This is a genomic window from Candidatus Nitrosopumilus sp. bin_68KS, from assembly GCF_054095825.1.
Genome location: NZ_JBSWSP010000024.1, coordinates 1 through 23,759 on the forward strand (window position 1 = coordinate 1; position 23,759 = coordinate 23,759).

27 protein-coding genes and 2 rRNA genes are annotated in these 23,759 nt (G+C 36.5%); 17 read left to right on the top strand and 12 right to left on the bottom strand.

The genetic code is table 11. From position 1 onward, the window contains the following. Positions 1-217 precede the first annotated feature (217 nt). Positions 218-703 carry an RDD family protein gene (locus ACW9W3_RS09345; protein ID WP_457765878.1) on the top strand — a complete coding sequence of 162 codons (486 nt, stop codon included), beginning with the start codon at positions 218-220 and terminating at the stop codon, positions 701-703. A gap of 169 nt (positions 704-872) precedes the next feature. Here the strand turns inward: ACW9W3_RS09345 and ACW9W3_RS09350 are convergent, their stop codons facing one another. Next, positions 873-1,997 (bottom strand): two-component system sensor histidine kinase NtrB, encoded by a 1,125-nt coding sequence (locus ACW9W3_RS09350; RefSeq protein WP_457765879.1) that lies wholly within the window; start codon positions 1,995-1,997, stop codon positions 873-875. 295 nt (positions 1,998-2,292) lie between these two features. Between ACW9W3_RS09350 and ACW9W3_RS09355 the strand changes: the two genes are divergently transcribed. Then, positions 2,293-2,418 carry a hypothetical protein gene (locus ACW9W3_RS09355; protein ID WP_457765880.1) on the top strand — a complete coding sequence of 42 codons (126 nt, stop codon included), beginning with the start codon at positions 2,293-2,295 and terminating at the stop codon, positions 2,416-2,418. A gap of 36 nt (positions 2,419-2,454) precedes the next feature. After that, positions 2,455-2,640, top strand: a complete 186-nt coding sequence (locus tag ACW9W3_RS09360; protein WP_457765881.1) for a hypothetical protein — start codon at positions 2,455-2,457, stop codon at positions 2,638-2,640. A gap of 470 nt (positions 2,641-3,110) precedes the next feature. On the opposite strand, the gene ACW9W3_RS09365 is transcribed toward ACW9W3_RS09360, so the two are convergent. Together ACW9W3_RS09365 and ACW9W3_RS09370 are read right to left on the bottom strand one after the other, a co-directional pair. After that, positions 3,111-6,100: ribosomal RNA gene (locus tag ACW9W3_RS09365) — 23S ribosomal RNA — on the bottom strand. Between the two features lie 147 nt (positions 6,101-6,247). Beyond that, a 16S ribosomal RNA gene (locus ACW9W3_RS09370) occupies positions 6,248-7,718 on the bottom strand. Together the 16S and 23S rRNA genes form the textbook arrangement of a ribosomal RNA operon. Positions 7,719-8,100: 382 nt before the next feature. Here ACW9W3_RS09370 and ACW9W3_RS09375 point away from each other — a divergent pair. After that, the gene (locus ACW9W3_RS09375; protein WP_457765882.1) at positions 8,101-9,402 is read left to right on the top strand and encodes an aspartate aminotransferase family protein; all 1,302 of its coding nucleotides are present in this window, start codon (positions 8,101-8,103) and stop codon (positions 9,400-9,402) included. Here the strand turns inward: ACW9W3_RS09375 and ACW9W3_RS09380 are convergent. Then, positions 9,395-9,751, bottom strand: a complete 357-nt coding sequence (locus ACW9W3_RS09380) for a hypothetical protein (protein WP_457765883.1) — start codon at positions 9,749-9,751, stop codon at positions 9,395-9,397. The two genes, ACW9W3_RS09375 and ACW9W3_RS09380, sit on opposite strands and share 8 nt — an antisense overlap. Before the next feature lie 98 nt (positions 9,752-9,849). Here ACW9W3_RS09380 and ACW9W3_RS09385 point away from each other — a divergent pair, with 98 nt between their 5' ends. Then, complete coding sequence (locus ACW9W3_RS09385; RefSeq protein WP_457765884.1) at positions 9,850-10,671, top strand: tetratricopeptide repeat protein; 822 nt, start codon at positions 9,850-9,852, stop codon at positions 10,669-10,671. 3 nt (positions 10,672-10,674) lie between these two features. On the opposite strand, the gene ACW9W3_RS09390 is transcribed toward ACW9W3_RS09385, so the two are convergent. Continuing rightward, on the bottom strand, positions 10,675-11,388 hold the full coding sequence (locus ACW9W3_RS09390; protein ID WP_457765885.1) for a hypothetical protein: 714 nt from the start codon (positions 11,386-11,388) through the stop codon (positions 10,675-10,677). A 75-nt stretch (positions 11,389-11,463) separates the two neighbouring features. Here ACW9W3_RS09390 and ACW9W3_RS09395 point away from each other — a divergent pair, with 75 nt between their 5' ends. Genes ACW9W3_RS09395 through ACW9W3_RS09410 form a run of 4 tightly spaced genes read left to right on the top strand, consistent with a single transcriptional unit; the run spans position 11,464 to position 13,401 of the window. Beyond that, positions 11,464-11,850 carry an SHOCT domain-containing protein gene (locus ACW9W3_RS09395; protein ID WP_457765886.1) on the top strand — a complete coding sequence of 129 codons (387 nt, stop codon included), beginning with the start codon at positions 11,464-11,466 and terminating at the stop codon, positions 11,848-11,850. Between the two features lie 2 nt (positions 11,851-11,852). Beyond that, positions 11,853-12,308, top strand: coding sequence for a cupin domain-containing protein (locus tag ACW9W3_RS09400; RefSeq protein ID WP_457765887.1), 456 nt, complete (start codon positions 11,853-11,855; stop codon positions 12,306-12,308). A gap of 5 nt (positions 12,309-12,313) precedes the next feature. Further along, a complete protein-coding gene (locus ACW9W3_RS09405; protein ID WP_457765888.1) occupies positions 12,314-12,676 on the top strand; it encodes a cupin domain-containing protein in 363 nt (120 codons plus the stop codon). A gap of 53 nt (positions 12,677-12,729) precedes the next feature. Beyond that, on the top strand, positions 12,730-13,401 hold the full coding sequence (locus ACW9W3_RS09410; RefSeq protein ID WP_457765889.1) for a DnaJ domain-containing protein: 672 nt from the start codon (positions 12,730-12,732) through the stop codon (positions 13,399-13,401). Here the strand turns inward: ACW9W3_RS09410 and ACW9W3_RS09415 are convergent. Genes ACW9W3_RS09415 through ACW9W3_RS09425 form a run of 3 tightly spaced genes read right to left on the bottom strand, consistent with a single transcriptional unit; the run spans position 13,398 to position 14,291 of the window. After that, entirely contained in the window at positions 13,398-13,805 is a 408-nt protein-coding gene (locus tag ACW9W3_RS09415) for an HIT family protein (RefSeq protein WP_457765890.1), read from the bottom strand. The genes ACW9W3_RS09410 and ACW9W3_RS09415 overlap by 4 nt on opposite strands. Before the next feature lie 38 nt (positions 13,806-13,843). Next, the gene (locus tag ACW9W3_RS09420) at positions 13,844-14,122 is read right to left on the bottom strand and encodes a hypothetical protein (protein WP_457765901.1); all 279 of its coding nucleotides are present in this window, start codon (positions 14,120-14,122) and stop codon (positions 13,844-13,846) included. 1 nt (position 14,123) lies between these two features. Beyond that, positions 14,124-14,291 carry a hypothetical protein gene (locus ACW9W3_RS09425; RefSeq protein ID WP_457765891.1) on the bottom strand — a complete coding sequence of 56 codons (168 nt, stop codon included), beginning with the start codon at positions 14,289-14,291 and terminating at the stop codon, positions 14,124-14,126. Positions 14,292-14,345: 54 nt separating this feature from the next. On the opposite strand from ACW9W3_RS09425, the gene ACW9W3_RS09430 reads away from it, so the two are divergent. Then, entirely contained in the window at positions 14,346-15,485 is a 1,140-nt protein-coding gene (locus tag ACW9W3_RS09430; protein WP_457765892.1) for a 3-hydroxyacyl-CoA dehydrogenase NAD-binding domain-containing protein, read from the top strand. Here the strand turns inward: ACW9W3_RS09430 and ACW9W3_RS09435 are convergent. Further along, the gene (locus ACW9W3_RS09435) at positions 15,475-15,984 is read right to left on the bottom strand and encodes a TIGR00725 family protein (protein ID WP_457765893.1); all 510 of its coding nucleotides are present in this window, start codon (positions 15,982-15,984) and stop codon (positions 15,475-15,477) included. The genes ACW9W3_RS09430 and ACW9W3_RS09435 overlap by 11 nt on opposite strands. A gap of 260 nt (positions 15,985-16,244) precedes the next feature. Here ACW9W3_RS09435 and ACW9W3_RS09440 point away from each other — a divergent pair, with 260 nt between their 5' ends. Both ACW9W3_RS09440 and ACW9W3_RS09445 read left to right on the top strand, forming a co-directional pair. Further along, positions 16,245-16,655, top strand: coding sequence for a hypothetical protein (locus tag ACW9W3_RS09440; protein ID WP_457765894.1), 411 nt, complete (start codon positions 16,245-16,247; stop codon positions 16,653-16,655). Positions 16,656-16,657: 2 nt separating this feature from the next. Next, positions 16,658-16,855, top strand: coding sequence for a C2H2-type zinc finger protein (locus tag ACW9W3_RS09445; protein WP_457765895.1), 198 nt, complete (start codon positions 16,658-16,660; stop codon positions 16,853-16,855). Between the two features lies 1 nt (position 16,856). Here ACW9W3_RS09445 and ACW9W3_RS09450 read toward each other — a convergent pair whose 3' ends face one another. Genes ACW9W3_RS09450 through tuf form a run of 3 tightly spaced genes read right to left on the bottom strand, consistent with a single transcriptional unit; the run spans position 16,857 to position 18,715 of the window. Continuing rightward, entirely contained in the window at positions 16,857-17,066 is a 210-nt protein-coding gene (locus tag ACW9W3_RS09450) for an RNA polymerase Rbp10 (RefSeq protein WP_457765902.1), read from the bottom strand. 29 nt (positions 17,067-17,095) lie between these two features. Continuing rightward, positions 17,096-17,404: a 30S ribosomal protein S10 gene (gene rpsJ, locus ACW9W3_RS09455; RefSeq protein ID WP_008299200.1), complete on the bottom strand. Its 309-nt coding sequence runs from the start codon at positions 17,402-17,404 to the stop codon at positions 17,096-17,098. A gap of 12 nt (positions 17,405-17,416) precedes the next feature. Next, positions 17,417-18,715: a translation elongation factor EF-1 subunit alpha gene (gene tuf, locus ACW9W3_RS09460; RefSeq protein ID WP_457765896.1), complete on the bottom strand. Its 1,299-nt coding sequence runs from the start codon at positions 18,713-18,715 to the stop codon at positions 17,417-17,419. A gap of 130 nt (positions 18,716-18,845) precedes the next feature. Between tuf and fbp the strand changes: the two genes are divergently transcribed. The 5 genes from fbp to endA all read left to right on the top strand — a co-directional run bounded on the left by fbp (position 18,846) and on the right by endA (position 23,611). Next, on the top strand, positions 18,846-19,982 hold the full coding sequence (fbp, locus tag ACW9W3_RS09465) for a fructose-1,6-bisphosphate aldolase/phosphatase (RefSeq protein ID WP_457765897.1): 1,137 nt from the start codon (positions 18,846-18,848) through the stop codon (positions 19,980-19,982). A gap of 65 nt (positions 19,983-20,047) precedes the next feature. Next, positions 20,048-20,458, top strand: a complete 411-nt coding sequence (locus tag ACW9W3_RS09470) for a hypothetical protein (RefSeq protein ID WP_457765898.1) — start codon at positions 20,048-20,050, stop codon at positions 20,456-20,458. A 36-nt stretch (positions 20,459-20,494) separates the two neighbouring features. Further along, positions 20,495-22,261 carry an ATP-dependent DNA ligase gene (locus ACW9W3_RS09475; RefSeq protein ID WP_457765899.1) on the top strand — a complete coding sequence of 589 codons (1,767 nt, stop codon included), beginning with the start codon at positions 20,495-20,497 and terminating at the stop codon, positions 22,259-22,261. Positions 22,262-22,327: 66 nt separating this feature from the next. Next, positions 22,328-22,981, top strand: coding sequence for a DUF47 domain-containing protein (locus tag ACW9W3_RS09480; protein ID WP_109877250.1), 654 nt, complete (start codon positions 22,328-22,330; stop codon positions 22,979-22,981). A 93-nt stretch (positions 22,982-23,074) separates the two neighbouring features. Next, positions 23,075-23,611, top strand: a complete 537-nt coding sequence (gene endA, locus ACW9W3_RS09485) for a tRNA-intron lyase (protein ID WP_457765900.1) — start codon at positions 23,075-23,077, stop codon at positions 23,609-23,611. Positions 23,612-23,759: the final 148 nt, after the last annotated feature.

Sequence of the window (23,759 nt, forward strand, 5' to 3'; positions counted from 1 at the left end):
CTTCTGAATCCTCAGCACAATGCTTATGAACCCAATTTTCATCTTTATTTTTTGAGATCTCTTTTCCAGGTTGGATTTTATCCCCACAAGAACTACAAGATGTTGCAAATTTTGCTTTCATGATTATATATCAACAATAGTCAATAAATCATCTGTGTTTGAATGAGTATTAGCTAAAGAGTAACACATTTTATAATTTGAAAGGAAAACAGATCACATGGAACCAACAAATTCAGATATTTCATCGAAGATAGTTTTAGCCAAATGGACAGACAGATTCTTTGCATGGTTAATTGATTTTATCATCATTTCAAGTGTTTCAACAGCAATAATTTTTGCATTATTTGGTTCATTATATTACGAGTTTGAAGATAATTCATTTTGGATGGAAAATATACAATACATTCCAACCAGTATTTTATTTTTCATTTATTGGACTGTTTTAGAATATAAAATAGGTCAAACTGTTGGGAAGAAAATCATGAATTTAAAAATAATTAATGTTGATGGAAGAAAACCAGGTTTGAAAGGAATTATGATTAGCAGTTTTGGAAAAGCTTTTCTTTTACCAGTTGATGTAATTTTAGGATGGCTTTTAACAAATGAAAAACGCCAAAGGGTTTTCAATAAACTAGGCGATACAATAGTTGTGAAAACCAAAGATACAGACAATGTTTCAGATATCAAATATTTGAAAGACTAGATTTTGTCAGATTTTCTTGAATAATTACTGTGAAGAATTAACCGACAGATCTATTAACAAGTTTAGAACAATTTTGGATGATGTCTGAGAGTCATAAAGATTGGTGGATTGGATTGCCTAATGAACTTCAAAACGACATAGAGTTAGAAGAGTAAAACCAATAAAAAAATCAAATAGGTAATGTGATTGTAAAAGTTGTAGGGTTATTATTTACAGATATACTTCCACCGTGTTGTTCAACAATACTTTTACAAATTACTAATCCCAAACCAGTACCAGTGTTTTTAGTAGTAAACATAGGTTCAAAAATTTTCTCTAAATTTTCATCAGGAATTCCAGGACCAGAATCCTTTACTTGTATAACTATATTTTTAGAATCAGAGGAGAGTGTAATTTCAATTTCTCCTTGTCCATCTAAAGCATGAACAGCATTATTAATTAGATTTGACATTACACCTTCAATTTTTCTACGATCACAGTTCAAAACAACATCATTCTCAGGTAATTTAATCACAACACCATAAGTGGTACGAACGTTATTCAACGATAACCGTAAAATACTCAAAAATGATGTTTTTTTCTTATTGATTTCACTAGTCCGAGCAAAATCTAACACATCATCAATTATTCTATGCATATCAAAAATAGAGTTTTGTAATCTAAACCATTTTTCTTTATCCTTAGAATCTAGTTTTGAAAGAATTTCAGGAGTTAACATATCAGCATAGGTATGTAAGATAGTCAAAGGGTTTTTCAAGTCATGAGCTATCCTACTTGCCATAGTTCCAATTGTTGTAAGTCGTTCATTCTTTACAATGTCAGAGCTTTTTAATGCAACTTTAGATGCTAGCGATAAATTTTGTTGGATAAGTTCTTGTTCAACCTGTAAAAGTTTTTCACACATTTGCTTTTCTTTACTAATATCAGTGCTAATCGCAACAAAATATTTTATGTTTCTTTCAGAATCTTTAACGGGGACAATTGTAGTCTTAACCCAATAAAACGTTCCATCTTTTGCACGATTTTTTATTTCACCAGCCCAAGTTTTATCTGAAGATATTGTTTCCCACAGATCAGTAAAAAATTTAGAATTATGTTCATCAGATTTTAAAATTCTATGATTTTGTCCCAATAATTCGTCTTCAGCATATTTTGAGATTTCACAGAATTTTTTATTTGTATATACAATAGTTCCATGATCATCAGTTACTGCAGCAATAGAGTGTTCTGCAAGAATTTCTTCCAAGTCAGACAAATTCAAATTTAGGTTTTTTAACGATGAGATAAGTCCCATTATAATTTTATTTTATTATTAGATATAATACAAGAGATAGTGTGTAATTTTCGATAACACAGTAAATAGTTGCATGTTTCAGGCACAAACAAAATTCTAAAATGCGTTTTGAGAGCTATTTATGAGGAGACATCATGCAATATGCATGTCAGAATTTGTCATTTGTTCAAATTGCGGTTTATCATATTCCACAATAGGAAATGATTCGTGCAGTCATTGTAAATTTAACATTAGTGAACGAGTTTAAATTTAGATCTATCCATAAGCTTAAGTTGATACTTTGTTTAAGAGATTTGTGAGTGAAAGAAAATTTTATACTTGTAAAAATTGTGGAACAGAGTTTCCATCAACAGAAGTTAGACTCTATTGTAAAGTTTGTAAATCAAATTTAGATAAATCAGGAAATTTACCTAAACTTTAGTAATAACCTTAAGTTCATTTCAAATAGAGAAAAATTATGAATTGTTTTGTTTGTGGAAAAAAGAAAGAAGATTATGAAGTATGGACTAACAAGATTGTAATAGGCGCAACATACAATTCAGAATTTCAAAATCATGAGATCATACGTAAATTACCAGATAAATCTATGATTTGTCATGTTTGTATAAAAACAATAGAAAAACAAGTTGAAATGAAAAAATAATAATCAAATTTTAGATCACATTATTTTAATACCAAATATTATTTTTAAGATGTTTTAATAGTCCAAATAGATGGGAGAAAAAGTCAATTGTAAATGTACAGAATGTAAATGCCAAAAAATATTTGAGATCATTAAAACTGAAGAATTAATCAACCTAATCCAGCATGGTAGATTAAATTCTGAACAAATTGATTTCTTAAAGGCCAGAGTCGAAAGCAAAATTTGTAAACAATGCTTTATTGGCAATCATCACAAAAATTGAATCTATCTATTACATTAAATTACAAGTAGATAAAATAGTGCCAGGAATTTTTTTGTCGTGTATAGTATTCAAAAGAATTTCAAATCACAAAAAATTGCATAGCATTTGCTATGGAGTGATTAAAAATATAATCATCGTACAAGTCGTGTATATTTTTCCACTTGATGAATGAAAATGATTCATCGCGCATAGTCTCTATGTAAGTGGCTGAACCGATGTGTTGGTCTATTAGTAAAGGCTGGCTCACCACTCGCCGAAGCTTGTGATCTACACCACCTTCCTATCAACGCAGTATTCTGCTGCCGACCTTCATCTTACGAAAGAATAACTTGTCTCGGGATAGGATTCGTGCTTAGATGCTTTCAGCACTTAGCCTAAATGGCTTAGCTGCCCGGCCTGCCTTATCAGACAACCGGTAAACCAGTGGCCACGCTGCTCTGTTCCTCTCGTACTGAGAGCAACTTCCCCTCAGTTATTCGCGCTTCCATCAGGCAGAGACCGACCTGTCTCACGACGGTCTAAACCCAGCTCATGTTCCCTTTTAATAGGCGAGCAGCCTCACCCTTGGCCCCTGCTGCAGGACCAGGATAGGAAAAGCCGACATCGAGGTACCAAACCGCGGGGTCGATAGGAGCTCTCGCCCGCGACGAGCCTGTTATCCCTGGGGTAATTTTTCTGTCACCTCCGGGCCCCAATAGTGGGCACACGAAGGATCGCTAAGCCAGACTTTCGTCTATGAATTCCGTGCGTTTGGAAATCCATTCAGTCGAGTTTTTGGCTTTGCCCTCTTCAACGGATTTCTGCCCCGTTTGAACTCAACTTTGGGCCCCTTTGATATCTTTTCAAAGGGGTGCCGCCCCAGCCGAACTGCCCACCTGCACGTGTCTCCGGTCTTCACTGGATAAGTGGTACTGCAAAAAGAGTCTGGTGTTACATCGTTGCTTCTTAACATCCCGGGGAATGTTAAGCATGGCTCCCAGATACCCTGTGCAATTCTTACTATACCACAAGCACAAGCTGCAGTAAAACTCCACGGGGTCTTCTCTCCCCGATGGAAGTTGATGGACTGTTCGTCCACCTTATGTGGCTTCACCGGGTTGTAGGCGGGGACAGTGGGGCTCTCGTTGTTCCATTCATGCGCGTCGGAACTTACCCGACAAGGCATTTGGCTACCTTAAGAGAGTCAGAGTTACTCCCGGCGTTAACCGGCCCTTAGCTCGGTTGAACCCAAGTTTTAGGTACCGGCACCGGCCAGGATTCAGCGACTATACAAATCCTTTCGGACTAGCAGTCGCCTGTGTTTTTATTAAACAGTCGAAACCCCCTTGTCATTGCAACCTGCGATCCCCATTCCTCATGAAGATTGCAGGCATCCCTTATACCTAAGCTACAGGACTAATTTGCCGAATTCCCTCGCCATACGGTATACCCGTAGCACCTTAGCTTTCTAAGCCAGCGCACCTGTGTCGGTTCTGGGTACGAACTTACATTTTGCTAACTACACGATCTTTCATGGTCTCCTGGATTCGAGAAAACTTCGCTAACGCGAAGCCATTCCTACCTCGGACTGGTTCTCGTCATTACGACACTCCCCAACCCTTGAATAGTTAGATACAACGATGGTTGTACAACCCCTATCCGAAAGCGAACCATATAGCTCAAACGCTCCATGTAAGGTACTAGAATATTAACTAGTTTCCCATTCGATTTACTCTTTTGAGGCAAACCTTAGGATCGACTACCTCCAGGCTGATAACGCATTGCCTGGAAACCCTTACGCTTGCGGTGGTATAGATTCTCACTATACTATGCTGTTACTGCCGCCAAGATCTGCAATAGAAACCGGTCCACAGGACGTCACCGCCCTGCTTCGACCCAATCACTACGCCAACCTACCACGAATCATCCACTGATGATTATCTAAAGTATCGGTACTTTGCTTTAGCCCCGTCCGTTTTTGAGGCATCCCCCCTCGGCAGGTAAGTTGTTACACACTTTTTAAAGGATAGCTGCTTCTGAGCTTACCTCCCTGCTGTCTTGGCGAGAATACGCTCTTTAGCTTGACACTTAGCAAAGATTTGGGGACCTTAACTTCAGTCTGGGTTAAACCCCTTTCGGTCATGAGCCTTACGCCACATGAACCCGTGTCCTTGCTTCTACGATGTATATCCGTTCGGAGTTTGAATGAGAGGTGAGGGATTTCTCCCCCGCGCCTCTCTATCAGTGCTCTACCGGAAACACTATCTCCACAAAGCACGCCCTGCGAGACGCTTCGGTTGGAACTAGCGAGCGCCAGTCTAGATTGGTTTTTGACCCCTATTCCCAAGTCACAACAACGATTTGCACGTCAGAACGTCTTAAGACCTCCAGCGGGCTTTCGCCCGCCTTCATCTAGCTCAGGAATAGATCGACTGGCTTCTAGCCTAGCCGCTATGACTCAACGCACTTTCACACGCTTCTCCTCACAATGCTGCGAGAACTCGGTTTCCCTTCGCCTTCACCTTTACAGGTTTAAGCTTGCCATAACGGTTAGCTCCTTGGCCCGTGTTTCGAGACGGAACGCGTGACACTGATGACTTGAACATCAAATCTTCAACTCTATTGCTAGAATCTCTAATCTGAAAAAATCACCTTCCATGCCACGCACGTCTGTAAGTAATAGGTTTCATGCACTTTTCGCCCCCCTTCCGGGGTACTTTTCAGCTTTCCCTCACGGTACTAGTCCACTATCGGTCTTGAGAGATATTTAGCCTCGGATGCTACTTTCACCCATATTCATTGCCCACTACCAAGGACAACTACTCGGGTATGAATAGGACTCTTCCCACTTCGCTTAAGGGGGTATCACCCTCTATGCCAGAACTTTTCAGATCATTTCAGCTGTGTTCCAAGTTTCCATATTATCATACCAAAACACCACATCTCCCGAAGGATTCAGTTTGGGCTCTTTCCTTTTCGATCGCCTCTACTTGGGAAATCTCAATTGATTTCTTTTCCACGTGGTACTAAGATGCTTCAATTCCCACGGTTCGACTTCCAATACTAGTGTACTGGAATACACAAATGTGTAAGATTCTCATTCGGACATCTCGGGATCATAGGATGCGTGCGCCTACCCCGAGCTTATCGCAGCTTGCCACGTCCTTCGTCTCTCCTCAAGCCTAGCAATCCACCTATTACCGTCTTTACACCGGCAAATTCAGCCACATATTACACGACTATGCACGACGATCATTGCATGCCTCCTGGCAGAGACCTGCTACATCCTTCATACATCACTTTCGTGATGCATTGCATCGATGATTTGATGTGAAGATTAGTGCATCCGTACACTTTCCATGTCTAAGGAGGTGATCCGACCGCAGGTTCCCCTACGGTCACCTTGTTACGACTTTTCCCTTGTCACGAACCTCAAGTTCGATAACGCCAATCAGACGTCACCTCGCTAAAAGCTCACTTCAATGAAACGACGGGCGGTGTGTGCAAGGAGCAGGGACGTATTCACCGCGCGATAATGACACGCAGTTACTAGGGATTCCATATTCGTGAGGGCGAGTTGCAGCCCTCAGTCATAACTGTGGTAATGTTTGGGGATTACCTCCTCCTTTCGGATTTGGAACCCATTGTCATTACCATTGCAGCCCGCGTGTGGCCCCAGAGTTTCGGGGCATACTGACCTGCCGTGGCCCCTTCCTTCCTCCGCATTAACTGCGGCGGTCCCGCTAATTCGCCCCACTACTCCTGAGAGTAATGGTGGCAACTAGAGGCAGGGATCTCGCTCGTTACCTGACTTAACAGGACATCTCACGGCACGAGCTGGCGACGGCCATGCACCACCTCTCAGCTTGTCTGGTAAAGTCTTCAGCTTGACCTTCATTCTGCTGTCTCTCCGGGTAAGATTTCTGGCGTTGACTCCAATTGAACCGCAGGCTTCACCCCTTGTGGTGCTCCCCCGCCAATTCCTTTAAGTTTCATACTTGCGTACGTACTTCCCAGGCGGCAAACTTAACGGCTTCCCTGCAGCACTGCATTGGCCACAAGCCAATGCATCACTGAGTTTGCATAGTTTACAGCTGGGACTACCCGGGTATCTAATCCGGTTTGCTCCCCCAGCTTTCATCCCTCACCGTCGGACGTGTTCTGGTAGACCGCCTTCGCCACAGGTGGTCATCAATAGATCAAAGGATTTTACCCCTTCCTACCGAGTACCGTCTACCTCTCCCACTCCCTAGCTCTGCAGTATTCCCGGCAGCCTATACGTTGAGCGTATAGATTTAACCGAAAACTTACAGAGCCGGCTACGGATGCTTTAGGCCCAATAATCATCCTGACCACTTGAGGTGCTGGTTTTACCGCGGCGGCTGACACCAGAACTTGCCCACCCCTTATTCAACAGTGTTTCTAGGACTGTCAAAAGGTTCCTTTAGCAGAAACCACTCGGATTAACCTTGTCGTGCTTTCGCACATTGCAAAGTTTTCTCGCCTGCTGCGCCCCATAGGGCCTGGGTCCGTGTCTCAGTACCCATCTCCGGGCTACTCCTCTCAGAGCCCGTACCTGTAATAGTCTTGGTGGGCCATTACCTCACCAACAAACTGATAGGCCGCAGTCCCATCCTACGGCGATAAATCATTTGGAACATAAACCATTCCAGGCATAATGTTCTATCGAGCATTATTCTCAGTTTCCCGAGGTTATTCTCGTCCATAGGGTAGGTTGACTACGCGTTACTGAGCCGTCTGCCTTGTATTGCTACAATGACTCGCATGGCTTAGTATCAATCCGATAGCAGTCAGGTCCGGCAGGATCAACCGGATTCTGAATTATATTTTGTATTTTGATTATTGAAGTACACATCTTGTACTTTAATTGGAATTGACGGATGCACATAATCTTCACATCTCAGATTTGAACTTTCGATCAAATCCTCATTTTGTATGCGTAACTGGAGGCCCATGAATCACAAAATGGCATATTGCCAAACTTCATCACAAGCGCCGCCTATTGCGTTACGTATGCAGAAGGTGAAGCATACGGAATCCATATAAACCATACGTGAAATTGTGCCTGATCGAGGCAATTTTTTGTAAAAATTACAGCTTTTATTTTTGACCCCCCCCCCATAGGCACAGTTTACTCATAAAATAGTCCCCATTACTGAGCACAATGAGGGTTAAAATGACAGTGATATTATGTGAATTTGGTTTTGGATTTCACAAAAGAATACAAGAAAAAAACTCCACGATCAGCTAAACTATTTGCAAAATCAGCAAAGTTGCACATAAATGGTGTTAGTCATAACATAAGATATTATGAGCCGTACCCATTTGTTGTAAAGTCATCAACAGGAAAAAATCTCGTTGATGTTGATTCCAATAAGTACACTGATTACTGGATGGGTCACTGGAGTCTGATTTTAGGCCATGGTCAAAAAAATGTCAAAGATTCCATAAAAAAACAGATTGAGAAAAGCTGGATGTATGGGACAGTAAATGAGCAGACCATTTTATTATCTGAGATAATTTCAAAAGCAGTTCCAGTAGCAGAAAAAATTCGCTATGTAACATCTGGAACTGAAGCTACAATGTATGCAGTTAGACTAGCACGCTCAGTAACCGGTAAAAAAATTATTGCAAAGATTGATGGAGGATGGCATGGATACACTTCAGATTTACTAAAATCAGTCAACTGGCCATTTACAGAATCAGAAAGCTCAGGTGTAGTAAATGAAGAAAAGATTGTTTCAATTCCGTATAACAATTTAGAAGAATCTCTATCCATTTTAAAAAAACATTCTAAAGATTTAGCTGGTGTAATTGTTGAACCAGTGTTAGGTGGTGGTGGATGCATTCCAGCTAATCCAGATTATCTTAAAGGAGTACAAGAGTTTTGCAAGAAAAATAATTCATTGTTTATTTTAGATGAGATAGTTACTGGATTTAGATTCCGCTTTGGTTGTCTTTATCCTACAATGAAGTTGGATCCGGACATTGTTACATTGGGGAAAATTGTTGGTGGAGGAATGGCAATTGGTGTAATGTGTGGCAAAAAAGAGATCATGGAGTATGCTGACACCACTGGAAAGAAAAAATCAGAACGCAGTTATGTAGGAGGTGGAACATTTTCTGCAAACCCCACATCAATGGTATCAGGCTTTGCAACACTTTCTGTTTTGAAAAACAATAAATCAATTCATTCTACAATTAACGGATTAGGAGACTATGCAAGAAAAGAACTCAATAAAGCATTTGATGGTAAAGCAATCATTACTGGAAAGGGTTCGTTATTCATGACTCACTTTGTAAATAATGGCATTTCAAAAGTTGTTAATGCAGCTCAAGCCTCAAAATGCGACACTAAAGCATTACACAAATATCATTTTAAGATGATAGCCCATGATGGAATATTCTTTTTGCCTGGAAAGCTAGGCGCAATATCTTATGCTCACACAAAAGCAGACATTAAAAAAATGATTCTGGCAACTGAAGACTATTTCAACTAGGAAAGAACTTTTTTCTCCAATCAATTAACTGGTTAAAAATATCGAGATAGTTTTCATTCTTTATTGTAATGTGGATATGTGCAAATAATTCTCCGAATTTTCCCTCAAAGATCATAGTGCATTCGTCTTTGAATAGAGGGACGGTAACTCCGACTTTGTTTATAGAGTAAAATTTTATGGTTTGAATTTGAATAGTATCTTCTCCAACTATGATTTGCTTTTTTTCAGGGTTTTTGTTAATTGTTTTATCCAATTGTTCAATAGTAGTCTCATTCCAAATTGGGGAATCTTGCGGCCATCTATGCACATGTACTTTTTCTGCATGATATTTTAATTCAAAACTAGACATAATTCAATTATTTTCTAATTCAAATTAAGCATATCTTTGTTATACAGAAATTAAATTCTAGTAACAAAAGTAATTAGCAATATCATTTTGTAGAAAATATGGGGTTATTTGGAGGGAAAGAGAACGTAGAAGACTTGCTATACAATGCGATGTCCTTAATGGATAAAAATCAGCCAAAGGGTGCAATATCATTATTTAACAAAATCCTAAAACAAGAGCCAGATAACACATCGGCATTATTTAACAGGGGATTGGCACTCAATCAAATAAAAAAATACAGTGACGCAATAACATGTTTTGAAAAATTAATAGAAATTAATCCAAAAGATGCACAAGCTTTCAACAACAAAGGAATTGCATCAGCAGAGTTGGGAAACATTCAGGGAGCTGCTGAATGCTACGACAAGGCAATAGAGGCAGACCCAAAATATGCAGCATCTTATTTTAACAAAGGAGTGTTACTGGACAAACTAAAAGAGCATGAAGAGGCATTACAAGTTTTAGACAAAGCAATCACACTAGAACCAAGAAAACCAAATGCAATGGTCTACAAAGGAATTGTTCTAGGTAAAATGAAAAGACATGAAGAGGCATTAAACTGCTTTTCAAATATTTGTAAAAAATATCCAAGTAATCAAGATGCGTTTTTTCAAAAAGGGGTTCAATTGGCAGAATTAGGACAACATCAAAAAGCATTAGATGTGTTTGATGATATTTTAAAAAAATTCAAAGACAATGTGAATGTCATTTATGCCAAATCAAGAAGTAAAGCAGCACTAGAGAAATATCCTGAATCATTAGAATTGCTAAAACAAGCAGTTGCAAAAAGTCCCAAAATAATTCGTGCATGGGCAAAAGAAGAGCCAATATTTGAGAAACTACACGGTAATGAACAATTCAGAAAATTAATTAAAATTTAGAAATTAGAGAACTTTTTTTTTCACTGCATCGATTCGGATAATCTCAACTTTCTTTTTAGGATCAGATAGTCTAGCTTCGAAAATTGGAATGTAAACTTCGGTAATATCATGTAAAACAAACTCATCTTGAAGATCTCGAACACCAGGATCCAATGGTTTTTTCAAATGAATTTGTAATTTATCGATTGCAGAATCATATGTAAATTCAGGTTTTTTAATTGTAAATGAATTATCTTCAAGAATTTTTTTAGGATAATTCTCTATTGTTTTTGAATCAATTTTAAATGGTAACTCTACTTCTAGTCCAAAATGATCAAATGTTAATTCATCTTCTTCTTCAACAAAAACATGCTCCTCTAAACTTAGGTCAACTTTGTTTTTTCCTTTTTTTCCAACAAATGCTTTTTCTAAACCAGATTTTGAGCGAACTGGAAATACTGCATCCCCCATTACCACACCATGAACGTTTGAATCAACATCTATTGTGTGAGATGCTTTTCGAAAATAATTTGCAGCGTACTTGCCAGATACAATCAAGGATGCCTCATAGTACAATTTTAAAGAATCGAGATGGATATCTTCTTTTTTAGGTCTAGAGAGTAATGACTTGAAAGGATCTGTCTTCTTTTGTTCAACAATTTTCATTGCCTCATCTTCTTCAAGATTTTTTCTTATCACAATGGTCTTTACACCATAATCGTCGTTTTCCAAAATCACTATAACTACCAAATTCAGGCTATTAAACCAATTCTACTAAGAAAGAAATAATAGATTTGAAAACATTAAACCAATATGGCAACAGCAAAAAAATCAAAAACAATGCAAAAAAAAGGCGGATATATCGATAAATTTCTTAAAAAAGCAGATAATGCAATTCAAGAAGGAATTAAAAAAGCAGACGCAGTTTTAGATGAGGCAGTAGAATTAGGAGAAATTACTGCAAAGGAAGCATCAAAAGCAAGCAAAGAGTTTACAGCTAAAGCAAAAAAAGAAAGCGAGTCATTGCAAAAAAAAGGCTTGGCAAAGATTAACGAAGGATTATTATCTGCAAAAAAGATGACTGCAAATTCTGAAGAAGATTTGAAAATGCTTGAAAAACTTGGAAAGTTAAAAAAGTCAGGAGTGATTACTCAAAAAGAATTCCAAGAAAAGAAAAAGAAGATTTTGAGTAGAATTTAGAAATGAAAAAAACAAACATTTCTGGAACTGGGGATCAACGTAAAGTAAATCCAGATTGGTTTACAGGAAAAACATGGATGAAGGTATTATCTGAGAAAATAAAATCAAAAGATCAAGATATCTATCACGTTCATTTTGAGAAAGGCTCTAGAACAAAAATTCATCAGCATGATGGAAACCAAGTATTAATTGCAGTCAAAGGAAAAGGAAGTCTTGAAATTTTTAAAAAATACGGCTCATCTAAAAGCAATTTCAAAATAAAGAAAACTGAAAGAATCAGCCTCAATGAAGGCGATATTGTACATATTCCAGCTAAAGTACTACACACGCATGGATCAATTGACAAGAAAAAGACATTTTCACATATTGCAATAAACATTTTATCGAAAAAAAATGCCCCATACAAAACTACATGGTATGAATCAGATTTCAAATCTAGTGTTACAAAAATCATTTAGATAAAATGTCAGTACAGAAAAATTCAGAGATTCAATCAATTGAAGGTAATGAGGGAACAAAAATAAAGCAATATTTTCACCCACATAACACACTTAACGGAATCAGCTATAGCGTTGCACAATTCACATTGGAATCAGGAAAACGATCCAAACTTCACAAACTAAAATCATCTGAAATTTACTATATTTTAGAGGGTAATGCAATACTTACGGTAGATGGGGAGCAACATAAGATACAAAAAGATGATTCAGTGTATATTTCTCCAAATTCCAAGCAATTCATTGAGAATATAGGATCGGAGGATTTGAGATTTTTGTGTATTGTAGAACCTGCATGGAAAGCAGAAAACGAAGTTTTACTAGATTAAATACAAACAAACCATAGCAATTATTTTTATCATATGACAAATCTCTATTTTCAGTGAACGCATATCAAGCAATCAAAGTTTTGAATGTGAATCAGGATTCATCACAAGAGGATATCAAGGCAGCATATAGAAAGCTGGCACTAGAATTACATCCAGATAAGAACAAAAACATACAGTCAGATACTGAATTTAAGAAAGTTACAGAAGCTTACAACTTTTTGAAGAAAAATCACAATCAAACAAGATATTCACAACATACAGAAACTAAATCCAATCCCCAACAAAGATACAAGAAAAAACCACAGTGGGGAGCACCAGATGATGGAAGCATTCCAGAACAGGATTGGGGCAAATATACTCGCGAATTTGAAGAAGGTGACCCCGATTTCTGGAAAGAATACGAAAGAAAGTTCTGGGAGGATTACAATGCACGAGTACGTCCAGATGGAAGAAATGGGGAATATGAGAAAGCACAAGAACCAAAAAAGCAACCTAATCTATACGTGGATGTAGATGAGAGTCGTTGTATTGGATGTTGTAGTTGTGAAATTATTGCACCAGATGTATTTGAAATTAACAAACAAAGCAAGTCAAATCCCAAATCATCCGTAATTAATCAAAAAGGTGCAGGAGTAAACAAAATAATGAATGCAGCTGAAACATGTCCAACAAAAGCAATTATTGTGGAAAATTCCGATACTAAAGAAAGATTATACCCGTATTAGATTTTTAGTTTATTGTACAGATCTTCAATCTCAGAATCAGATAATTTTAAAGCACCATCAAACATGGAATGAATCGCACCGGCTGAATCGTCATTACTTCTTGGAACTAAATGTACATGAACGTGTGGTATTTCTTGTCCTGCATCTTTTCCGTTATGAACTGCAAGTAAAGTTGAGCCAGATATAGAATCAACTTTTGCAGTCATCATGTGTACAAGAGAAAATAAATCAGCATTTTCTTTTTCAGTCATGTCTTGAATTTTCTGATGATGATTTTTTGGAATCACAAGTACATGGCCCTTTGCAAGAGGAAATGCATCCAAAAAGGAAATAGAGGTACTAGTTTCTTTTAGTATTTTAGTAGGGATTTCACCTGAAACAATTTTACAGAAAATGCAATCCATCAGGGTTCATTAAATTTCTCAAAATATTAAATCATCTATTATGGGGAAACAATGCTTGCCCAAGCAAGACCATCACCGAATTTGATAGTGGCTCTGTCTCCAGGATTAAGAATGCAATCGTCTATTGTTTTAGGAATACTATCAGAGGTTTCAACATAGCAAACACCATTGTCATTTGATAAAATTATCACATCTTCAAAAACATCTTCTCGAATTAGATTCCAAAAAGGAAATACCATGGTGGACAAAACAATCCCTGCAGTCAAAAATGCGCCAAGAAAAACTAGACTAGTTTTCGGACTGGAGTTTAATTCCATTTTACCAGGTTCCGCCATCGCCAGAATTTGGATCTAGTTTCTTTGCAGGAACGTTACCATGTGCTTTTTTCATGTGTCTTTTTAGACGTTCAGGATCATGCAGATCAGTCCCACAAACATCACATTTTGTTTTGTTTTCTTCGTCTTTCTTACGTTTGAACAAGCCCATAAAACAATAAAATTTTGAAATACATTATAAAGGATACTCAATTTTTTAGAATTAGTGGCAATTAAAAATATCACAGTTTTAGGTTCAGGGGTTATGGGACATGGGATTGCACAGGTTTCAGCTACTGCAGGATATAATGTTGTTTTGAGAGATATCAAACAAGAGTTTTTGGATAAAGCAATGGAGAAAATAAAATGGAGTTTAGACAAACTAGTTTCCAAAGAAAAGATTTCAAAAGAGGAAGGGGATTCAATTTTTGCAAGAATTAAACCAGTTGTGGATTTAGCAGAAGCAGTAAAAGATACAGAATTAGTTATAGAGGTAGTACCTGAAATTATGGATTTAAAGAAAAATGTATACGCAGAATTGGACAAAGTTGCAGCACCCGAAGTAATCTTTGCATCAAACACAAGTACATTGCCAATTACTGAGATTGCAAATACAACTTCGCGTCCTGAAAAATTCATAGGAATTCATTTTTTCAACCCACCTCAACTAATGAAACTAGTTGAAGTGATTCCAGGAGAGAAAACAGCTCAAGAAATTACTGATTTAACTCAAGATTATGTAAAGTCAGTAAATAAAGTTGCAGTGTTATGTAGAAAAGATGTTCCAGGATTTATCATAAATAGACTATTCATCCCAATGGTTCACGAAGCTTGTTTTGTTAAAGACAGAACAAGTGCAACATTAGAAGAAATTGATTCAGCAGTCAAATTCAAACTTGGATTCCCAATGGGTATATTTGAGTTGGCAGATTTTACTGGAATGGATGTAATTCACAAAGCAACAGTAGAGATGCATTTACGAGACAAAAAAGTAATCAATCCACACCCATTGATAGAAAAAATGTTTGATGAGAAAAAGCTAGGACAAAAATCAGGAGAAGGGTTTTACAAATATTCTGATGACAAATACGAAAGAGTTTCGCTTTCTGAAGAATTATCACAAAAATGCAACCCAATTCAAATTGTTGCAAATATTCTAAATAATGCAGCATGGCTTGTATCAAATGGCGCAAGTGATGTTGAGGAAATTGAAAAGGCGGCACAATTAGGCCTAGGATTAAAAAAACCACTGTTTGAAACTGCAAAAGAGATTGGCATCAAAAATATTGTCGATGAATTAAACAAGCTTGCATCAGAACATGGGGAGTTTTACAAACCAGATCCATTACTAGTCTCTATGCAGTGATTAATTCCAAAATTTTCTTGACAGATTCTTGGGCAGAATCCACACCAATTATTTTGACATTTTCTCGATGATCTACATAACCATCAATGTATTGTGCAACAGGTCCATTTAGATTTCTAATTGCAACCATAGGTTTTTTTTGCATATATCCAGCACATACCTCAGAAAGAGTTCCAGAGCCTCCTCCAACAATAATTATCCCATCAGCACTTAATGCATTTAAAAAATCACGAGTGAAACCCATTCCAGTAGGAATAACAACATCACAAAATTCATTGGCAAAAGAAGAATCGTCTTGAGGAATAATTCCAATCGTTAGACCATTTCCGGCTTTTGCTCCACGAGATGCAGCATTCATCACTCCACCCAACCCACCAGTAATTAATACAGAATCAGACTTTGCAATCTCCAGGCCTACTTCATAGGCCACTTTTTCATGTTCAGGAGTACAACCATTGGTGTTATGTCCAATTACTAGGATCTGTCGTTTCTTTGCCACATAAAACATTAGAAAAATGGTTTGAAATAGCTTACGAGAGAAAAAGATATTAGTAAAAAATACAAAATTATTTCATGGAAAGACGTTCAATGCCAGTATGTTTTACAGAAAAACAGTACAAAATGATCGAAGAATTTGCCAAGAGAAATGGCATGCTTAATGCAAGTCAAGCCCTTGAGAAAATTCTAAGCCAATAAACATTTTATTGTTATTTTTATTTTGTTTACATTTATAGAATAAGTCATATCATAATGATCAAAATGGGTCTATTTAGTAAAAAACCATCATATTGTGCTGTTTGCAACAAAGAGTTATCTCACAAACACAAACCAAAAAGAGAATGGAACATCAAAGGAGCATTATGCGGAGATTGTCATTTTGAAAAATCAAAAGAGTACTATGAAGGCAAAGTAAGACAGCCATGTATAGTATGCGGAGAAACTCAAAAAATTACTGATCTATGGGAGCCAAGATGGCAATGGGACATGGAAGGATTGTTATGCAAAAAGTGTTTTGACAACAAAGAAGAAACTCACGGACAAAAGAAAAACTTTTGTTCATTATGTAATGGGAAAATGGGATTAATCAGATATAATCCAAAAGGACATTGGAATATTGAAGGACAGTTATGCAGAAGATGTTGGGATGAAAAGAAAGCAGAGTTTGGGTAAAGTTGGGTTTCTTTAAAAAAATTAAATGTGAAAAATGTGATAAAAAATTTTCAAAACAAGAAGAGATGATGAATCACATGCAGATTATTCATGGAAAGGATTTACCGTATGATTGTAAAGTATGCAATAGATTTTTCTCAAACATGGAAGACATGAGAACACATCTACAAAGAGAACATAGTTACAAAAAAGACAGATAGTCTAGATTGCTTTAACAGTTTTAACTACAGGTGGCCTTACTTTGGTAAATACTCTGAATCCACAAATACATTTGATTTCAGGCAATCTGGATAATTCAGTATTTGAGACATTAGTTCCACATCTCAAACAAGAGTAATTTACTTCAAAGGTCTCAACAGGAGTTTCTTCTACTTCCTCTTCATCAAAATTTTCTTCAACCATATTTATCATCAAAATTTCTATAATTTAAGGCTACCAGATTATGTCAAAGACAATTCAATGTAAACATCATCAGGAATTTTTAGTCTCATTAGTTGTCGAATAGCTTTATCATCAGCGTTAATGTTGATAATTCTTCGATGCATCTTCATCTCCCATTTTTCATATGTTTCAGTACCACTACCACATGGGGATTTTCTAGTTGCAACATGTAATCTTTTTACAGGAAGTGGAGTTGGACCTTTTACTTTAACGCCAGTTTTTTTACCTATACCCATTATTTCCCCACATACACCGTCTAATTTTGGTAGACTGGTAGAGGTGAGTTTTACACGGGCGGTTTGAGTCATAAAAAAATCCGCCTATGGTTTGTACTCTTCGGTAATTTCCTTAACGATTCCTGCTGCGATAGTTGCACCCATATCTCTCAGTGCAAATCTACCCATTTCAGGGAATTCTTGGAATGTTTCAATACAAGTTGGTCTAACTGGTCTGATTTTAACAATTGCAGAATCACCGACTTTGAGGAACTTTGGATTTTCTTCCTCAACAGCACCAGTTGCTGGGTTGATCTTTTGGAGGAACTCAGTAACAGTTGCTGCAACTTGTGCAGTGTGACAGTGCATTACTGGTGTGTAACCAGGAGCAATTGCTGTTGGGTGGTGAATAACTATAATTTGTGCTTTGAATTCTTTTGCAACCATTGGTGGTGCATCAGGAGTTCCAAGTACATCACCTCTCTTGATATCTTTCTTTTCGATACCTCTAAGATTGAAACCAATGTTATCACCTGCTTCTGCAGTTGGCATTTCTGTGTGGTGTGTCTCAATAGATTTGATTTCACCTTGTGCGCCAGAGGGCATTACAATGATTTTTTGGTTAGCTTTCATGATACCGGTTTCAACTCTTCCTACTGGAACTGTACCAACACCTGTAATGGTGTAAACGTCTTGAATTGGTACACGTAGTGGTTTACCAACTGGTTTCTCAGTTACTGTAAAGTCATCAAATGCTTCAAGTAAAGTTTTACCAGAGTACCATGGCATATTTTCGGTTTTCTTTACCAAGTTATCTCCCTTCCATCCAGAAACTGGAATGAATGGTACGTTCTCTAGTTTGTAACCTACAGATTTTACTAATTTTTCACCTTTCTCTTTGGCTGCTTTGTATGCATCTTCTTTGTATTCAACTGCATCCATCTTGTTGATTGCGACAATTAGTTGGCTTACACCGAGAGTCTTGAGCAAGAATGCGTGTTCTCTTGCTTGACCACCTGCTGCAATTGCAGTATCAGTTTCACCTTCTTTTGCTGAAAGTACCAAGATAGCGGCATCTGCTTCAGAAGCGCCAGTAATCATGTTTTTAATAAAGTCCCTGTGACCAGGAGCGTCAATCAAAGTAAAGAAGTACTTTGGAGACTCAAACTTTTGGAAAGCTAAATCGATTGTAATTCCTCTTTCTCTTTCGTCTTTAATATTATCCATTACCCATGCATACTTGAAGGTATCACCTTTTCCGGTCTTCTCGGATTCTGCACCGTGAGCTGCAATAGTTCTTTCATCTACAACTCCAAGATCCATCAAAAAATGACCCATAGTAGTTGATTTTCCATTATCAATATGTCCTGTAACAATCAGGTTCAAGTGGGGTTTATCTGCCATATCAAGTGCGTATCTGAGGGCATTTATTACTGTTATGAATTTTTGAAGAAAAATTAAAAAAAATTCAATTAATTTCAGATCATGAAACTTTGTCAAAAGCACATAAATCAAAGGGACAAAAAGAAAAATTATGAAAATTACAGTTTCAGTTATCAAAGCAGATGTGGGAGGAGTTGGCGGCCACACAAAACCAAGTGACGGACTAATACAAGCAATTAGAGACACCGTCAAAAATTCAGGAGATTTACTTATCGATCATTACATTGGTTATTGCGGAGACGACACCCATATCGTAATGACACATACACACGGTGTAGATAATGAAAAAATTCACAAGTTAGCATGGGATGCATTCATGGCAGGAACCCAAGTTGCAAAAGAAGAAGGGTTGTACGGAGCAGGACAAGATCTCCTAAAAGATTCTTTTTCAGGAAATGTAAAAGGAATGGGTCCAGGAGTTGCAGAGATGGAGTTTGAGGAAAGACCAAATGAAGCATTTACAGTATTTGCAGCAGATAAAACAGAGCCGGGAGCTTTCAACTATCCAATTTATAGAATGTTTGTTGATGCACTTAGCAATACAGGATTAATTGTAAACAAAAGTCTTGCAGCAGGAGTAAAGATGAACATCATGGATGTTGAAAAAGCACAAATTGCAGAACTTGAATTATGGCAAGACAAACCAACAATAGAAGCTGCACTGATGTATCCAGGAAGATATGTTGTAGATTCAGTATTCACAAAAGATGGTGAACCGATTTTGGATGCATCAACTGATAGATTACACAACATTGCAGGAACATATGTTGGAAAAGATGATCCCATTTGTCTAGTTAGAACTCAGAAAAATTTTCCAGCAACAGAAGAAGTTGGAAGTGTCTTTAACAACCCACATTATGTAGCAGGAAACACCAGAGGCAGTCACAATATGCCTTTGATGCCTGTAAAACTAAATTCTGCAGCAACAATCAACTTTTGCATTCCAATTGTGGAGGCATTAGTATTCAGTATGCATAATGGAAAGTTAACAGGCCCATTTGACGGATTCTCAACTCCCGATTGGGATTACATTAGAGAGATTGCAACAAAGAAAGCAATTGCAATTAGAAGTCAAGGATTCATTCATCCAGCAACTCTTGTTCCATCAGAATTAGAATATGCTGAAGGATACAGAGCAAGAATGGATGTTCTTGAAACAAAGATGAAACCTATGGAAGAGACAGCCTCAAGCGGGGATAAAAAAGAAAATTACGAAGATCCAGATTAGTGACTTCAATTCTTGCAAATCATAGGAAATAGTTAAATCAAAAAGAAGCGTACACATTATTATCTTTGAATTCTTTTCAGAAAATTTTTGATTGGAAGACATACATATTCACAGCATTAGCAGTCATATCATTTTCAAATTTTATGGTAGTATTATTTGGGCAAACCATACCAGGGGTAATTTTAGCATTTTTCAAAATAGCTGGAGAATATGTAATTTTAGGATCAGTCTTTATTTTTGCATTAGCATGGCTGCTTAAAGCAAAACCACATAATCGTCCAAAACAATATTCTGTTGTACCCTTTGATGTGTTTGGAAAAATTAGTAACATTGATGGAATAAGAACCGAATTCAAAACACATGATGTTGCCTGGAGCTTTATGAAATACTACAAAGAAGCATATCCATTATACAACTTTGCACTAGTTTCAGAACTTCCAAAATCAGACAAGCCAACAATATTCAGATACATCTAGATTCAGACTTTTATTCAGGATTAGCAGAGTAATAAAATGGAGTTTTCTATTTTAGCTGAAGCATTTTACAAAATGGAGTCAACTAGAAAAAGATTAGAGCTGACACAATTTCTAGTTGAATTATTTGAAAAAACTCCACACGAGGTAATTGCAAAGATTGTTTATTTGTTACAAGGAAAATTAAGACCAGATTTTGAAGGCATAGAGCTTGGAGTAGCTGAAAAACTTGCAATAAGAGCAATTTCAAAATCATCAGGAAGCCCAATTAAAAAAATTGAAGATGAATACAGAAAAGGCGGAGATTTAGGACAAGCAACATCAATAATAATGGAACAAAAAACACAGACAACATTTCTTGTTGAAGACATCACAATAGAAAGAGTCTATGAAACATTATTCAAGATTGCAAATTTGGAAGGCTCACGTTCTCAAGATATGAAAATGAAGTATATTTCAAGTCTACTAAATGATGCAAATCCATTAGAAGCAAGTTACATTTTGAAAATTTTACTAGGAACATTAAGACTTGGAGTTGCAGAGAATACAGTAATGGATGCATTAGCAATAGCATTCTCAGGTAGTAAAGAAAATAGAAAAAGTTTAGAACATGCATATAGCGTTTCAAGTGATTTAGGGAAAGTTGCCGAAGTAATCGCAACAAAAGGAATTGAAGGGATTGAAAAGTTTGAAATTATTTTATTTAATCCAATCAGACCAATGCTTGCAGACAGAGTAAAGAGTGAAGAAGAAGCAATGGAGAAACTAGGGAAAGAATTTGCAGCAGAATACAAACTAGATGGAGAAAGAGTGCAACTTCACATTGAAGGAGAAAAAGTTGTATTGTATTCAAGAAGTTTAGAAAATATTTCAAGCTACTACCCAGACATAATAGAAAAAATTCCTAAAGCAATTCAAGCAGACAACATCATACTAGAGGCAGAAGCTGTTGCAATGAATGAAAATACAGGAGAGTTTCTTCCCTTTCAAGAGTTAATGCATAGAAGAAGAAAATACAAAATAGAAAAAGCAGTAACACAGTATCCAATATCGGTGAATTTATTTGACATTCTATATTGCAACGGGAAAAGCTGCTTAGATTTGACCTACAAAGATAGAAGAGAAAAATTAGAAAAAGTTGTAAAAGAAGATGAATTTGTGAAATACATACCAATGACAATAGTGAAAAATGAAAATGAAGTCGAAGACTTTATGGAAAACAGTATCAATGCGGGAAGTGAGGGTCTGATGCTAAAAATGTTAGACAAACCATACCAAGCAGGTTCTAGAGGAAATTTTTGGTTAAAATTAAAACGAGAGTACCAAAATGAATTGGGAGACAGTCTAGATCTCGTAGTCATTGGAGGATTTTTTGGTAAGGGGAGAAGAACAGGAAGTTATGGGACATTACTCTTGGCAACATATGATGAAGATGAAGACGTATTCCCAAGTATTTGTAAAGTAGGAACAGGTTTTTCAGATGAATCATTAGACCAGCTGTATCAAATTTTAAATCCAAAAGTTACAATCAAAAAAAATCCACGAATAATTAGTGAGATGGAAGCTGATGTATGGTTTGAGCCAGAGTTAGTAATAGAAGTGGTTGCCTCAGAAATTACATTAAGTCCAATTCACAAAGCTGCAAAAGATGTAATACGAAAAGGTGCAGGTCTTGCATTAAGATTTCCAAAGTTTACTGGGAAGATTCGAGTTGAAAAAGCAGTTGAAGATGCATCTACTAATGAGGAAGTCATCACACTATACAAAGGTCAGAAAAAAGTAGCTCATGATAAAAATTTGATGTAATCACGCTCTAAAATCATCAAATATCATAAAGGATTTAAATTACCTGAAGATTTTTTATATTCTGTTATGTATAGCGGAGAGCTTGAAGTTCAAGCAAAAAGAAAGGCTATAGCAGTTTTACAAGACGAAATTAACAGAATTCTAAATGCTGCCAGAGAGCTGGCTACACTTCCTGAGCTTATGATGAAAAAAGATAAGACAGGAATCAAAAATGCATTAGAGCAAATTTCAACCATTGAAGAAGAAGTGGAAAGTCTAAGAAGAAAGATCACTAGAGAAGTAGCAGATGTCGGAGGATTGATCATGAATAGAGAAAATCTTCTAAATACTGCATATACAATGGATGAAATTGCAGGATATATCACAGGTATTTCGTTTAAACTATCAAACGTAAAACCAGCTACACTAAAAAGTTCAAAACTTGATCAAGACATCACAAAACTAATTGAACTTGTTGTGGATGAAGTCTACAAGTTAAATGAAATTATTAGAAGCCTAAACACAAACACTGCAAACGCAATTGAATTAGCTCAAGAAACACAGACAATAGAAAGAGAAATAGACATCAAATACAGAGATGCCACAATTAAACTTCTAAACGAAGTGACATCTACAAAAGAATTGATGTTGATCAAAGATGTGATAGAAGGAATCGAAGAAATGTCAGACAAGTGTCAGAGAGTATCAGATTCTTTCATATTATTAGCATTGAGTCTATAAATAATTCATTAAATCTTACTTTATTTTTAATATTTTAAAAAAAATCCCATCTCAACTACAGAATTCATATACAAAGAATAATTTAGAAAAACAATGAAGAGTGAATTAGTAGAAAATAGGATTATTGTTTGGAATATAGAAGATTCACGTAAACTTTTCAGTCAAGGATATTATGGTAAACCTATAGGGATCCCAAAACCAAAAATTGAAGAAATTGATGCTCCATTAATTTTGGATTTAATTGAAGGCTTGTATCTTTTGGAAAATAAAAAAATTACAATTACAAATGCAAAACAAAAAATTACTGTAGAGGAATTAATCGAAATTTGTAAAAAAGAAGTTCATGAGTTTGATAAAAAATATCTCGTTTACAAAAATTTTCGAGATAAAGGTTACATAATCAATCCAGGAATAAAATTTGGTTGTGATTTTGCAGTGTATGAAAAAGGACCAGGTATTGATCATGCGCCATTTTTAATTCAAGTTTATACTAGAAATGAATCAATTTCAGCTACAGGAATTGTTCTGGCAGGAAGACTTGCAACAACAGTTAGAAAACAATTCATTTTGGCAATCCCTAAAGGAAAAGACAAAGTTGATTTTCTTGCATTAGATTGGTGGAAAGCCTAAACTGACTTTATGTGACCTGCGATTCTATCATAAATCTCAAAGAGTTCTTTTGTAATTCCAAAAGCCAAATGATTATTCCATTTATTTCTAATTCTAATTGCACCATCAGTAGGTTCAACATAGATTGTGGCATCTTTAACGGATTGTT